Below are 13,049 nucleotides of genomic sequence, written 5' to 3'. Positions count from 1 at the left end.
GACGTTTCGAGACGGGGCATTTCACAGGGGCTCGAGTTGGGAAATGAGCCACTGATCGCCGGACGCCTCCATGCGTACTCGTACACTGCTGAAGAGGTATGTCGGATCTGGTTTCGCGGCGCTGGCCGTGGTGCCGCGGAGGAAGACGAGTACCACCGCGGAGTCGGGTTCGGCGGAAATTACCGACGCTCCGCTCGCTTCCCAATGTGTCTCGACCTGTCCTTGCTTCGCCTGCGGGACTATCGTCTCGGCGGTGAGAGTTGAGTACGAGTCCAAGAATTCGCCGGTCAGATGGCTTTTGGCCTGGGCGACGTCGTCCTCGACGGTGGGTGCCTTGTAGGTCAGGACCCCTGCGGTCAGTGCACCGGCCTTCTCCGCGACAGCGGCCCGTGTCTGTTCGGTGCGTTCGCCGGAGACGGTGAGGTGCAGGTGTGCCACGGCGGCGAAGGCCACCGCCGAAGCGGCCAGGAGCGCCACCGCAACCAGTGTGCGCGTGCGCCGCCCTCTGATGGTGGCGGAGCGGGTGAACGCGATTTCACTGCGGTAGGTCAGAGCGCCGATGGCGAGGACACCGATTGCGCCCGAAAGGATGAACCAGAGGGGGAACTCGAGAACTGCCCCGGTGGCCAGGAGGGCACCGAGTGCGACCACGGTGAGTCCGCATCTGAGGAAGACGGCGTGACGGGCGTTGGCTGGGTTCGGTTCGGCCGCTGCGGGCGGTTCCTGTGTTGGTTCCGCTGCGACATTTTTGTTCTCGAGTTCACAGGTCATGGCACGACCTCCACCTTTGACAGTTTGTAGGACCCGTCGACATCGACGATGCCGACTCGTAGACGCCAGGTTCGCGGCTCGTCCTTGGCGCCGGCGGCGTTGGTTACCTTCGACACCGCCGATACCAGGACGGTCGTGCTGCCGTCGTCGTTTCGGTCCTCGATGCCCGCACCGAGAATTTCGCCGCTCGACTCGGTCTTCGATTCCGCGATGGCGGAGACGAACTGATCTTTAGTGCCTTCGAATTCGGTGAGCCACGAGCCGGTCGCGTCGTTGATGATGCGATCCGCGCCGGCCGCGGGATCCTGCGAGCTCGGGGAGATCAGGTTGAGGACTGACTGCCGGGCAGCGCCGAGCATGGCCAGATCTTGGTCGCTGGCGTCCTGGCTGTTGCGGTGCGCGTGTGCGAGGGCGCCCGCGGCCACCACCAGGCCCACCAGGACGACCGCGAACAGCGCCGCGGCGAGGGTGTTCCATCGGCGGGTACCTGGTCTGGGGCGCCGCGGATCGTGGCGGACGGCTGGTATGTCGCCGGTATCGCCTGCTTCCTGTGCGGCGGCCGCGGCTTCTGCTGCCTCGGCCGCCTGGACGGCCGCCTCGGCGGCCTGCCGTGCGTCGAGTGCGGCGCGGACGGCGGCGACATCCGACACGGTCTCGGATTTGCGTCGGAGCATCAGTGGCCTCCTGTCAGAATCGCCTGTACGGGCGATGTTTCACCGTGCGCAGATCCCGTGTGGCTGAGATCTGTTTGCGTGTATGTTCTGCCGTCGCTGCCCTGATACTGGCCGGACCGTGGGTTGTAGCTTGCCGTCCCGATCTGAGGGGCGGGCGTCTCCGGTGTGTGGGACGCGGGGGCGGCGGAGTTGCCGGTGGTCGGTGTCGGGTCCCCCACCCAGGGGTTGGTTCCCGACGGAATGAACGGCTCGTCGCTCTTGCAGATCTCCACGGTGGGGGCGCGTTTGCCGGGTGTGTCCATGCACGGCAGGTTCCGTGCGCCGCGCACGGCAACCGACGAGTCCTGCGGCACCGCGCAGAAGATCGGGTCCGATGTGCGCGTCGGAGCGTCGACGGCCGAGCCATCGCGCCGTTCGGAGGCCGGGAGGAACCCGGTCGTGCAGGGCGGGGGTGCGTTCAGATTCAGGTTGAAGTCGAGGAATGCGCCGTTGGACGTTCCCTGATCGGGGACGTTGATCGTCTTGAGGGCGCTGACGCTGGCGGGCAGCAGTACCAGCAGCTGTTCCAGTGATTGATTGTAGGTGACCGCGACCTGACCGAGACTGGTCAGGTTGGCCGCCAGGAGCGGAGCGGTGGGGTGCAGTTGCTGGAAGAGTGCACTTGCTTCACTGGCCGCTGCGGGGCTGGTTTCCAGGATGTGCCGGACGTGCTGGTCATTCGCTTCGGCCTGCTGGACGGTGCCCGCCAGGTTCGCCACCCACTCGCGGATCGCGGGGCTGCTGACCTTTTGGGAGTCCAGAAATGGTGCCGCGTCGTTGATCAACGTGGTGGTGGCGTCGGCGTCGGTGTAGGCCTGATCCAGGACACGGTCGGACCCGTTGAGGATCCGCTGCAGCGCGGGGCCGGAGCCCTCGAACGCAGTGTGGGTCTCGTCGATCAGTGCGCTCAGCTGTTGCTGCGGGATCGAGGTGAGGCTGGCGTTGAGGGTGTCGATCATCGGTCCGATGTCTTGCGGCACACTCGCTTGGCTCGCTGGTACGACCGCCCCATCCTCGAGGAACGGTCCCTCGAGCGAGCTGGGAACGAAGTCCAGGTACTGTTCGCCGATCGCGGACCTGCTGTGCACCTGAGCCTCGGCTGAGACCGGGATGCTGACCGAACTATCGAGATTCAACGTGGCACGTGCCCCGCCGGCGGTGGGCGTGACGTCGGTGACGGTACCGATGGTCGACCCGCGATAGGTGACGTTCGCGCTGCTGTACAGCCCACCACTCGTCGGAAGTTCGACGGCGACCGAGTAGCGCCCGATGCCTACCAGCGCGGGCAACCGCATGTACACGACACCCATCGTGATCAGGGCGATCACGGTGAGGACGGCGAAGATGATCAGCTGAATCTTGACGAATTTCGACAGAATCATCGGGTACCCCTCATCGCAACGTTGTCGAGTCCCGCCGTCAGCGGGTTCTTCGTCGAGACCGCCGGAATTCGACCCTCCGTACGACCAAGGGCGGTTTCGGCGTTCGTGAGCGACCCCTCGAGGGGTGTGCCCTGCAGCAATCCTCGGTCGAGGCGTCCCATGGTGAGATCGACGGTGGCGGAGAGGTTACCGGCGTCACCCTTGAAGAACTTCGGAATGTTTTCCAGCGGCCACGGATACGTGGGAAGCAGCCCCAATGCCTGGGTGAGGTCGGAACCGGAGTTGCCGAGTTCGCGCAATACCGGCTCGAGCTCACGGACGTTGGTCTGTACGTCCTGCGAGCTCACCGTGACCACCCGGTTCGCCGAGTCGGCGAAGTTTCCGACGGAGGTCACCGTGTCGGTGAGCTTCCTCTGCTGTTCGTCGAGGACGGCGAGCGCGGGCGGGATCCGTTCGAGCGCGCCGGCCAGTACGGCGTTCTGCTGGTCGACGGTCGAGGCAAGGCGATCGAGGCCTTCGGCGGCGGTGATGATGTCGTCGCGCTGTTCGTTCAGACTGCCGCTGAACGTGTCCGCTTGATTGAGAAGGTCGCGGACTTCTACCTCGTGCCCGGACAACCCGGCGTTGAGTTCACCACTGATCTCCTGGATCTGTGCGAGGCCTCCGCCGTTGAGCACGGTCGACACCGACGCCAGTGTCTGTTCCGTGGTCGGATACGTGCTGGCGTTGTCGATCGGGATCGTGTCACCGTCGCGGAGTTCGCCCGCGGGCGGTTCCGTCAATGGTGGTGCCAGTTCGATGTGCAGCGAACCGAGCAAACTGGTCTGCCCCACCTTCGCCGTCGCGTTGCCGGGGAGGTGGACGTCGGACTCGAGTGAGACCGTGACGACGGCGTGCCATCCGGCGAGCTGCACATCGTCGACGTTGCCGACCGTGACATCGCCGACGCGTACCCGACTGTTGCGTTGGATCGATGTCACATTCGGCATCTCGATCTTGACGGTGTACGCGCCGTCGTCGGAACCGGCGGTTCCTGGCAGTGGCAGGGAATTGGCGCCTTGCCAATCGCACCCCGACACCGTGAGGGTGAATCCGACGACCAGAGCCACGAGGGCACCCCGGGTGAGTTTGTTGTTGGCCATTATCGCCCACCTCCAGCGGGTGCCGGGATTCCGAGTAGCCCTGCCAGCCCCGCAGGTGCGCCGACGGGCTCGACGGCTGCGGGAGCAGGGACCGTGCCGCGCAGCCACTCTTCGCTGTAGTCGATCTGCTCGGGTCTGACCTGTTTGCCGGCCACCGGGTTGATTCCGACCGGTGGGTAATTCATCTGCACGAGCTGCAATACCGGTGCCAGCTGTTGGACACATAGTTTCGCCGCCTCGGCCGCACCCAGCTGACTTGCCGCCTGGATTGCACCGCAGATGAACTGCACCGGGTTCTGGAGCTGGGTGACAGCCAGCGCGCCGGTGAAGGACCCGTGCGCGGGTTCATAGATGTTGTAGAAGTTCTGGATCGCCGTCGGACCGACGTGCAAGAGTTGCTCGATGTCTGGCCGTATCTCGTTCAACGACGTTGTCACGGTGGCGAGGTCGCTCACCGATTTGCTGAGCCCGTCGCGGTTGTCTTTCACAAACTGCCCCAGCCGGCTGGTCATCGCATCGATGTTCTGCAATGCGGTCGCCAGTTCTTGATCGGAGTTATCGAGCACCGACGACACCGAGGCGACGTTCTGATTGAGCTCGACGATTTGATCGTCGCTAGCGGCGAGTGCGGTCATGAAGGCCTGCAGGTTGCGCACGGTGGCGAAGAGATCATCGCGGCCGTCCGACATCGTGGACATGGCATCGGAGAGCTTGGTCAATGTCGAGTTGATGTCGTCCCCCTTGCCGGCCAACGACTCGGCTGCGGTGTCGACGAAGTCACCGAGAGAGCCGGCCTTGTTGGCCTCGGTCGGGCCGATCGATTCGGCGAGGTGCTGCAGCTGTTCCCGAAGGTCGTCCCATTCCACTGGCACAGCGGTGCGTTCGATCGGGATCTGTCCGCCGTCACTCAGTTCGGGGCCGCCGGTGTACGCGGGTGTCAGTTGGATCGCACGTGAGGAGATCAGGCTCTGCGAGAGTACCGCCGCCTTGGCCTGCTGAGGGACCTTGTAGTCGGCGTCGTAGTGGAACCCCACCCGCATCCGCTCGCCGTCCGGATCGATGGAATCGATCACCCCGACGTCGACGCCGAGGATCTTGACCTTGTCCCCGACGTACAGACCGTTGGTGTTCTCGAAGTACGCGACCGCGGACCTCGTGGTGACGCGGTCGTACGCACGCCATGCGAGGCCGAGTGTTCCGGCCACGAGGAGGACGACGATGGTCAGGATGGTGATTTGCCGTCGGGTCGATCCGCGTGTCATCAAAGACGCGAACATGCTCATCCTCCCAGTCCGGGTAGCGGCGGAAGTCCAGGCAGCTGCGGGAGTGGCGGCAGGCCAGGCAGGCCCGGCAGTGCGGGTGGTCCGGGCTGGGCCGGAGCGGCTGCGGGAGCGGCGGGGTCGCCGGGTTGGACGGGGCAGGTGCTCGGATCGGGTAGCGGGGTGGTGTGGCCGGGCGGGACCAGTCCTGGGGCCGCGTTGTGTCCACATGTCACCGGGAACTGGTTTTGCCCGTTGAGCGTGCCGGGGTTGACGCCTTGCTCCCGGAAGGCGGCGTCGATGAAGGGCTGCAGGAACTGGCCGGGAAGTAGATTCATGATGTAGGCCTTGAAGAACGGGCCGGAGGCCACCGATTCACCGAGCGAGGTGACATATTGGCTTGCCGGCAGGATCGCCTTCTTCACATCGTCCTTACGTTCGTTCAAAAGTGCTGTCACACCGTTGAGTTGATCGAGTACTGGTCGGAGTTGGGCTTCGTTGTCATCGACCAGCGATGCCACCTGCGCGGTGACGGCGGACAGGTTCACCAGGAGCGTGTCGATTGCCTGTCGGCGCTGATCGAGCGCGGTGAAGAGGGTGTTGCTGTCGAGGAGCAGCTTGTTGATCTGCTGGCTGCGTCCGCCGAGGACCTTGGTCAGTGACTCCGCGTTGTGGAACAGATCCTTGACCATCTGGTCACGGGTGCCCACGGTGTCCGAGAGCCGGGAGACCCCGTCGAGCGCGGCACTGAGGTTCGGTGCGGTCTGATCGAGAGTTTGGCTCAGGGTGTCCAGTGCGTTGGTGACCTGGTCGGTGTCCAAGTTGCTCACGGTGGTGGACAGGTCGCCGAGCGCATCGGTCAGGAGATAGGGGGTGGAGGTGTGCTCGAGCGGGATCGGCTGATCGGGTGAGAGCGCCTTGTCGCCCTTCGGCGTCACCTGCAGGAACTTTCGTCCGAGCACGGTCAGTGTCTTGATCGATACCTCGGAGGCCTCGCCCAGACGCGGTCCGTCCACGCTGAATGCGATCCGGACCTTGTCGCCGTCGAGGTCGATGTCTTCGACATCCCCGACGTGGACGCCGGAGAGGAACACCTTGTCGCCGGTCTCGAGCCCGCCTGTGTCACCGACGTATGCGGTGTAGGTCACCGACGAGCTCAGTGTGGAGGCGATGCGGTCGAAGTTGACCGAGATCAGCACCAGGGCCGCGACCACCAGGACGCCGATCAGACCGGTGCGTACGGTGTTGGATTTCTGTGTTCGGCTCACTGTGCTGTACACCTTCCTGCCCGCTGTCCGATGATCGGGATGAGGGCGGGATTGCCGTCAGGGCCATTGACTTTCAATGTGACATCGCAGAGGTAGAACGTGAAGAAGTCGCCGTAGAGTCCGAGTCGGGCGAGGCGGCCATACGCATCGGGGAGTGCGCTGAGCGCCCAGTTGACGTAGTCCTTGTCGGCATTGATGTTGCCGGCGACTCGTCCGATCTCGGTGACGTCGTTCCTGATCGCCGGGCGGGCGTTCACCAGGAGGTCGGCGACGGAGGCGGACGCGTCGTTGACGCGGACCAGGGCATCGCCGATCGGGTCGGACTGCTCGGAGAGTCCACTGATGACTTGCTGCAGTTTGTCGACACCTTCGTCGAACTGCTTGTTGTGTTCGTCGACCGTGCCGAGGACCCGGTTGAGGTTGTCGATCACCGAGCCGATCAGCTGATCCCGGTCGGCCAGTGCGGAGGTCAGTTCGCCGGATTGTTTCAGGAAGTCCGATACCGTTCCGCCCTGTCCTTGCAGGACATGCACAAGTGAGGTGGAGAGCTTGTTGACCTGGTCGGGGTCCAGTGCTTTGAACAGTGGCCGGAAGCCGTTGATCAGGGCGTCGAGATCCAGCGCGGCCATCGTGCGATCTGCCGGGATGGTCGAGTCCTCGGGCTGTGTGGTGTTGGACCCGGGGCTGTCGAGCAGTTCGAGGTAGTGGGCTCCGATGAGGTTCTCGTACCGCACGGCGAGCTTGGTGGATTCGGTGAACGGCACGGCCTTGGTGAGCGAGAACTCGACCAGGGCGGTGGCCTCGTCGACGATCTCGACGGACTTCACCTTCCCGACTTCGACGCCGGCGACCCGCACGAACTCGTCCGACTTCAAACCGGATGCGTCCGCGAAGGCGGCCTTGTAGGTTCGTTCGCTGCCGAATCGCACTTGCGAGAAGACCACGACGACCGCGGCGGTGAAGAGCACCATGATCACCGCGAAGAGGGCCAAACGTGCAATGGTTCCAGTGATTTTCATTAGCGTGCAGGCCCTCCCACGATATTCCCGAACAGATAGTCGACGAAGAACGGGGAACCCAGACGGGGGGTGGTCGAATCGGCGATCGAGGCGCCGGTGTCGGTGACCAGCACGGGCGCCGGGTACATGTCTTTGGTGATCATCGGATAGCACCCCGGCTGCCCGCCCGGACCGCCGGAGGCCTCGACCTTCGGAAGGTTCTCGGGGTAGCGATACGGGTCGTCGCCGGGAAGGAATCCGACATCGAGGTCGGCGGAGTATCCGGTGTTGCCACCGAACGCGTGCATCTGCGCATTGCGCGCGTCGACGGATTGTTGCAGTAGGCAGGTGATCTCGGGGCTGTACTTGGACAGAAGGCCGGTGGTCGGCAGCAGTAGCCGCATGGAATCGACCAGCCCGCGTTCGAGGTCATTGGTCAGCGCCGCGCCGTCGTTGCCGAAGTTCACCGCCGCGGTCAGCGTCGCATCGAGTTGGTCCTCTCTCTCGACGACCGAATCCGACGTCGTGGAGGCGAATTTCAGCAGGTCCATCAGGGTCGGCGCGACATCCGCATAGGTGTTGACGACGGTGGAGGTGTCGCGGAGGTCGCTCTGCAGTTGCGGCAGAGCTGGGTTGAGTCGAACGAGGACGGAATCGGCCTTGACCATGGTGTCGCCGAGCTGCTCCCCGCGGCCGCGCAGACCCTCGGCGACCGCGCCGAGTGCCGAGTTCAGCTTCGCCGGGTCGACGTGGTGCATCACCGACGTCAAGTTCTCGAATACGGTGTTGATCTCGGTCGTGACGTTGCCCGACCGGACTTCACTTCCTGCGGCCAGCGGGCTGCTGTCCTGTCCTGCGCTGGTCAGTGCGACATACTTGGCGCCGAACGCCGTCGTCGCTTTGATCTCGGCGGTGGTGTCGGCCGAGAGCAGGTCGAAGCGTGCCGAATCGATATCGAGGCTCAGTCGCGAGGTGCCGGCCACCTGCTGGACTTCCTTGACCCTGCCGATCTCGACACCATTGAGTTGGACCTTGGCCCCGGGTTCCATCACCAGGCCGGACCTGTCGGCGACGACGGTCAACGGAACGGTTTCCTCGAAGGCCCCGCGGAATGTCTGCATGCACAGCACCAGGGCCGTGATGACGCCGACCAGCATCGCGGCGCCGGCGACCCGCAGCGGTGGCTGTTTGTAGTGTGATTTGTTGCGTGTTCCCATCAGCGCGTCCCCCGTCTAACCGGCCAGGTTGAAATTGCCGGATGTTCCGTAAATGGCAAGTGAGGCAAACAGAACCACCATCACCACCGCGATCAGTGATGTGCGTACGGCCCGTCCGACCGCCTCGCCTACGCCGGCGGGGCCACCGGCGGCGTTGTAGCCGTAGTAGCAGTGGATCAGCATGACCACGGTGGCCATCAGTAAGGCCTCCAGGAAGGACCAGAACAGGTCGCTCGTCCGCAAGAAGGTGAAGAAGTAGTGGTTGTAGACGCCGGCGGACTGGCCGTAGATCCCGGTGGTCGTCACCTGCGCCGCGAGGAACGACATGATGACGGCCATGGAGTACAGCGGGATGATCGCGACGATGCCGGCGATGGCCCTGGTCGACACCAGGTAGGACATCGACCGGATGCCGGTCACTTCGAGTGCGTCGATTTCCTCGCTGATCCGCATCGCCCCCAGCTGGGCGGTGGCGCCCGCACCGATGGTCGCTGCCAGCGCGATACCGGCGACCACGGGTGCCATGATCCGCACGTTGCAGAACGCGGCGAAGAACCCGGTCAGTGCCTCCACGCCGATGTTGCCCAGCGAGTTGAATCCTTGGATAGCGGCGAGGGTTCCGCCGGCGAAGGTCATGAATCCCACGATCGCCACGGTGCCGCCGATCACCGCCAAGGCCCCGGATCCCATGCCGATTTCGGCGATCAGCCGGAGGGTTTCGCGTGAGTATGTCTTCAGGGCGTGCGGAGTGAACCGGATGGTTCGCCAGAAGAAGACTGCCTGTTCACCGAGGGATTCGAGGAACCGCAGCGGCGCCGCCGCGACCTTCGATGCTCGTCGTTTGCCGGTCAGGCTGCCTGTCACGGTCATCGCCCCGTTCCGTATTTCACGCCGATGGCGGTGACAATCACATTGACCGCGAACAAGGCCATGAAGGCGTACACGACCGTCTCGTTGACGGCGTCGCCGACGCTCTTCGGGCCGCCCTTCACCGTGAGCCCACGATGGCACGCCACCAGACCCGCGATGAGCCCGAACAAGCACGCCTTGACCTCGGAGATGATGACCTCCGGCAATCCGGTGACGAAGGTCAGAGACGACACGTATGCGCCCGGGGTGACGTTTTGGAAGACGACGGAGAAGAAGAAGCCTCCGACGATGCCGATCGTGATCACCAGCCCGTTCAGCAGCAGCGCCACCAGGGTGGAGCCGAGCACGCGCGGGACCACCAGACGCTGGATCGGGTCGATGCCCAGGACTTTCATGGCGTCGATCTCCTCGCGGATCGTCCGGGCTCCGAGATCGGCGCAGATCGCGGTGGCTCCGGCGCCGGCCACGACCAGAACGGTGACGAGCGGGCCGATCTGGGTGACCGCGCCGAGTGCCGCACCGGCACCGGACAGGTCGGCAGCACCGAACTCGACCAGGAGGATGTTGAGGGTGAAGACCACCAGAACGGTGAACGGCACCGCGACCAGCAGGGTGGGCAGCAACGCGACACGAACGATGAACCAGGACTGCAGAACGAACTCTCGCCATTGGAACGGGGGCCGGAACAGCGCCCGGAATGTCGCCGCGCACATCTCGAAGAATGCGCCCAGGGGCCGCACTGCCGATTCGGCCCAGATCCGAGCCTTCCCGGGCTTGCGGACAGGCGCGTCGTCGCGGCCCGGTGCACGCGGATCTACAGCGAGCGGTGGGGAACCGGTCACCGGTTTCCTCCTCGTCAAATGGAAAATGAAGTGTGTCGAGCGACTAATCGGGCTACTCGGGCCCATCCACAACCAGATATGTTGTGCGCCGCATCACATTTGAATGGTAGGGCTACGCTCGATCACAACACAAGTAAATTGCGATTCACTTCCTCCGTTTGGGGGAGCAATCTCACCCCGAAGTGGCAGGAAACCGCGTCGGAGTTCCCCCCGAGGGGGGATGAGGGGAGGAGAAAGTGATCCGCAATGTACTTTCGCCCGTGGGACCTCCCGTAGCGGCGTAGGGAACGGCCGACCCGCCCAGCGGCAAGGAGACAACCGCCGGCGACGCGGCTACAGGCCCCTGTCGCCCCTGCTGTCGCCGCGCGCGGATGGGGTTCTCGGCGCGTACACGAAAGCCCTCCGGCGTCCTGCTCGGGACAGGAAACCGGAGGGCTTCGTGGCAGCCGATCAGTCGTTGAGCTGCTCGGGCTGCAGAAGATACTCGCCGATGTACGTGCGAGATTGGTCGGAGTTGAGCGGCTGGAACATCGAGGCCGCCGAATCGCGGTACAGACGCTCGAAGATCGCCCCCTTACGGAACGACGACCCACCGGCCATGCTCATGGCGTGCCTGGTCATGTGCATGACGTTTTCGGCGACGAAGGTCTTGGCCAGGCCGATGTACGGGAAGCGGAGCTCCAACGGCCATTCGTCGTCCTTGCCGTCGAGGAGTTCCTGGCAGGTCTGGTAGAGGACCCGGCGCGAGATCTCCACCCGCGAGGCCATGTCGCCGATACCGTCGATGATGTGGCCGACGCCGGAGACCTTGGTGTCTTCTGCGACGATGGCACCGAAGGTGGCGCCGAGGGTCTTCTTCGACAGGGTGGCGCGAGATTCCTCGAGAACGCGGTACTGCATACCCAGGTAGATGCTCGCGAACATCAGTGACGCCCACTCGAGGACGCCGAACGCACCGGAGCGCCACTCACAGATGAACCCGTCTTCCGGAACGTAGTAGCCATCGAAGTGGATGGTCTGCGTACCGGTGGCATGCATACCGAGAGCGTCCCAGGTCTTTTCGATGCGGATGCCGTCTCCCTGGCCGTTCTCGTCGACGTTGAAGTCGCCGATGAAAAAGCTCTCCGCGTTGACGCGGTCCTGGAAGTCCTCCGGGAGATTTCCCTCGGCGTCGGTGATCGTCGCGTTGGTGGTGATGATGTCCGCGGCCTCGCAGAGTGTTCCCCACGTCTTCTTGCCGTAGAGCTTCCATCCGCCGTTGGGCTGGGGAATGGCCTTCATGTCGGCGAGACCGCTGAATCCGGCCCGCTGCTCGGAGAAGGGACCGAACATGATCTCGCCGTCGGCGACGCGCCCGAGCCAGTACTTGTTCTGCTCTTCACTCATCAGGTTGCCGGCGATGCCGACCATGATGTAGTGCATGTTGTAGGCCAACGTGATTGCGGAGTCGCCTTTCGACAACTCACTGATGACCTTCGAGGCCTGCAGCAGGTTGCCGCCGGGCCCGCCGAACGCCTTCGGCACCGGAAGGGTTCCGAGCCCGGATTCCTTGAACGCCTTGATGGACGGGTATGCGAACGTGTTTTCCGCGTCGTACTTGGGGCCGATCTCGCGGAAGAACTTGGACAGCTCTTCCGCCTTTTCGAAGTAGGGCTGAAACTCTTCGTCGGTCATGTCCTGCTCTAGCATGTGCACTCCAATTGCTGTGTCGTTAAATGAGTTGTTCAAGCGTGGTGTCAGTCGATCAAGAGGTCTTCGCGGCCGTTTTCCTTCAGAAGCTGCTTGTAGACGTCGAACAGGCCGCCCGTGAGCGGGAGAAGCTTGAGCGCCACCGAGCGTTTGCCGTCGAGCTTGACCTTCCGCTGTGCCATCGCGAGGGTGAAGTTGAGCTTGCCCTGCCAGAACTTGTTGCTGTTGTCCGACGACATCCGCAACTGCACCGTGGACGCCATTCCCTCGGTCGCATCGCCCGTGGTGACCTTCTGTCCCGGGAAGTCGATGATCATCACCGCGTCCGGATCTGTCTGGATCAGCTTGATCACCAGACCGGTCCCCGCGGTCGCGTCGATGAAGGTCTTTTCCTTCGTGGCTCTGTCGAAAATTCCACCGATATAGGTGTAGACCTCGTCGGCGTTGGCGAATGTACTCATGTCGACCCTTCGGTTCCGGTGCTGGATGAACCAAGTGTGGCAGCGGTCACTCCGTGTCCACACCCCTCTGAAGAGGGATTTCACCCCCACGTTGGGGAGATAAGTCGGCGACGCAGTTCGAGATGCCCGCACGGCCCTGAGGGTGCCTTTGCGCGCCGGCGACGAGCTCGCCGGTTCCCGAGATGGGCTATTTCGCAACAGTTTCAAGCGGAACGACAGGGAGAGTGTCGGCCGTTTGGACTTGGCAGGACCGGATCGAGGTTCGCCGGATCTGGCTCGGGGGGTGGCAGACGGCGGAAGTACACGGTTGCCTTGCGCGCCTCATCCGCTTCCGGCGTCCCACAGATCTTCAGGTCGGCGGATGGCAGCGCCCTCCCCCGTCGAAACGCGGAAAGGCCGCGTCGTCTTCGACGCGGCCTTCGTGAGCGAGTTACAGC

Annotated in this window: 12 protein-coding genes; all 12 read right to left on the bottom strand. The window is 63.9% G+C overall.

Translation table 11 applies throughout. From position 1 onward, the window contains the following. Positions 1-21 precede the first annotated feature (21 nt). On the bottom strand, positions 22-771 hold the full coding sequence (locus tag BLV94_RS04030) for a hypothetical protein (protein WP_072949384.1): 750 nt from the start codon (positions 769-771) through the stop codon (positions 22-24). Further along, positions 768-1,445 (bottom strand): hypothetical protein, encoded by a 678-nt coding sequence (locus tag BLV94_RS04025; RefSeq protein ID WP_072949382.1) that lies wholly within the window; start codon positions 1,443-1,445, stop codon positions 768-770. Before BLV94_RS04025 ends, BLV94_RS04030 begins: the two co-directional genes overlap by 4 nt. Then, positions 1,445-2,866, bottom strand: coding sequence for an MCE family protein (locus BLV94_RS04020; protein WP_072949380.1), 1,422 nt, complete (start codon positions 2,864-2,866; stop codon positions 1,445-1,447). The genes BLV94_RS04025 and BLV94_RS04020 overlap by 1 nt, the downstream gene beginning before the upstream one ends. Further along, positions 2,863-4,008 carry an MCE family protein gene (locus BLV94_RS04015; RefSeq protein ID WP_072949378.1) on the bottom strand — a complete coding sequence of 382 codons (1,146 nt, stop codon included), beginning with the start codon at positions 4,006-4,008 and terminating at the stop codon, positions 2,863-2,865. Before BLV94_RS04015 ends, BLV94_RS04020 begins: the two co-directional genes overlap by 4 nt. Then, on the bottom strand, positions 4,008-5,285 hold the full coding sequence (locus BLV94_RS04010) for an MCE family protein (RefSeq protein ID WP_244163479.1): 1,278 nt from the start codon (positions 5,283-5,285) through the stop codon (positions 4,008-4,010). Before BLV94_RS04010 ends, BLV94_RS04015 begins: the two co-directional genes overlap by 1 nt. Positions 5,286-5,287: 2 nt before the next feature. Then, entirely contained in the window at positions 5,288-6,535 is a 1,248-nt protein-coding gene (locus BLV94_RS04005; RefSeq protein ID WP_072949374.1) for an MCE family protein, read from the bottom strand. After that, the gene (locus BLV94_RS04000; RefSeq protein WP_016881222.1) at positions 6,532-7,554 is read right to left on the bottom strand and encodes an MCE family protein; all 1,023 of its coding nucleotides are present in this window, start codon (positions 7,552-7,554) and stop codon (positions 6,532-6,534) included. The genes BLV94_RS04005 and BLV94_RS04000 overlap by 4 nt, the downstream gene beginning before the upstream one ends. Then, positions 7,554-8,750 carry an MCE family protein gene (locus BLV94_RS03995; RefSeq protein ID WP_072949372.1) on the bottom strand — a complete coding sequence of 399 codons (1,197 nt, stop codon included), beginning with the start codon at positions 8,748-8,750 and terminating at the stop codon, positions 7,554-7,556. The genes BLV94_RS04000 and BLV94_RS03995 overlap by 1 nt, the downstream gene beginning before the upstream one ends. A gap of 15 nt (positions 8,751-8,765) precedes the next feature. Further along, the gene (locus BLV94_RS03990) at positions 8,766-9,620 is read right to left on the bottom strand and encodes an MlaE family ABC transporter permease (RefSeq protein ID WP_072949370.1); all 855 of its coding nucleotides are present in this window, start codon (positions 9,618-9,620) and stop codon (positions 8,766-8,768) included. Further along, entirely contained in the window at positions 9,617-10,333 is a 717-nt protein-coding gene (locus BLV94_RS03985) for an MlaE family ABC transporter permease (RefSeq protein ID WP_230990442.1), read from the bottom strand. Before BLV94_RS03985 ends, BLV94_RS03990 begins: the two co-directional genes overlap by 4 nt. 579 nt (positions 10,334-10,912) lie before the next feature. Beyond that, the gene (locus BLV94_RS03980; protein ID WP_072949368.1) at positions 10,913-12,151 is read right to left on the bottom strand and encodes an acyl-CoA dehydrogenase family protein; all 1,239 of its coding nucleotides are present in this window, start codon (positions 12,149-12,151) and stop codon (positions 10,913-10,915) included. A 47-nt stretch (positions 12,152-12,198) separates the two neighbouring features. After that, positions 12,199-12,612 carry an SCP2 sterol-binding domain-containing protein gene (locus tag BLV94_RS03975; protein WP_005563683.1) on the bottom strand — a complete coding sequence of 138 codons (414 nt, stop codon included), beginning with the start codon at positions 12,610-12,612 and terminating at the stop codon, positions 12,199-12,201. Between the last annotated feature and the right edge of the window lie 437 nt (positions 12,613-13,049).

Origin of the sequence: Rhodococcus koreensis, assembly GCF_900105905.1 — a bacterium.
In the GTDB taxonomy this organism is placed as follows: Bacteria; Actinomycetota; Actinomycetes; order Mycobacteriales; family Mycobacteriaceae; genus Rhodococcus_F; species Rhodococcus_F koreensis.
This window is presented reverse-complemented; position numbering and strand designations above follow the sequence as displayed.

What these genes read in the sequence shown, in the direction of transcription:
- BLV94_RS04030 (WP_072949384.1), bottom strand. Translation starts at nt 771, where the DNA reads ATGACCTGTGAACTCGAGAACAAAAATGTCGCAGCGGAACCAACACAG.
- BLV94_RS04025 (WP_072949382.1), bottom strand. Translation starts at nt 1,445, where the DNA reads ATGCTCCGACGCAAATCCGAGACCGTGTCGGATGTCGCCGCCGTCCGC.
- BLV94_RS04020 (WP_072949380.1), bottom strand. Translation starts at nt 2,866, where the DNA reads ATGATTCTGTCGAAATTCGTCAAGATTCAGCTGATCATCTTCGCCGTC.
- BLV94_RS04015 (WP_072949378.1), bottom strand. Translation starts at nt 4,008, where the DNA reads ATGGCCAACAACAAACTCACCCGGGGTGCCCTCGTGGCTCTGGTCGTC.
- BLV94_RS04010 (WP_244163479.1), bottom strand. Translation starts at nt 5,285, where the DNA reads ATGTTCGCGTCTTTGATGACACGCGGATCGACCCGACGGCAAATCACC.
- BLV94_RS04000 (WP_016881222.1), bottom strand. Translation starts at nt 7,554, where the DNA reads ATGAAAATCACTGGAACCATTGCACGTTTGGCCCTCTTCGCGGTGATC.
- BLV94_RS03995 (WP_072949372.1), bottom strand. Translation starts at nt 8,750, where the DNA reads ATGGGAACACGCAACAAATCACACTACAAACAGCCACCGCTGCGGGTC.
- BLV94_RS03990 (WP_072949370.1), bottom strand. Translation starts at nt 9,620, where the DNA reads ATGACCGTGACAGGCAGCCTGACCGGCAAACGACGAGCATCGAAGGTC.
- BLV94_RS03985 (WP_230990442.1), bottom strand. Translation starts at nt 10,333, where the DNA reads ATGTGCGCGGCGACATTCCGGGCGCTGTTCCGGCCCCCGTTCCAATGG.
- BLV94_RS03980 (WP_072949368.1), bottom strand. Translation starts at nt 12,151, where the DNA reads ATGCTAGAGCAGGACATGACCGACGAAGAGTTTCAGCCCTACTTCGAA.
- BLV94_RS03975 (WP_005563683.1), bottom strand. Translation starts at nt 12,612, where the DNA reads ATGAGTACATTCGCCAACGCCGACGAGGTCTACACCTATATCGGTGGA.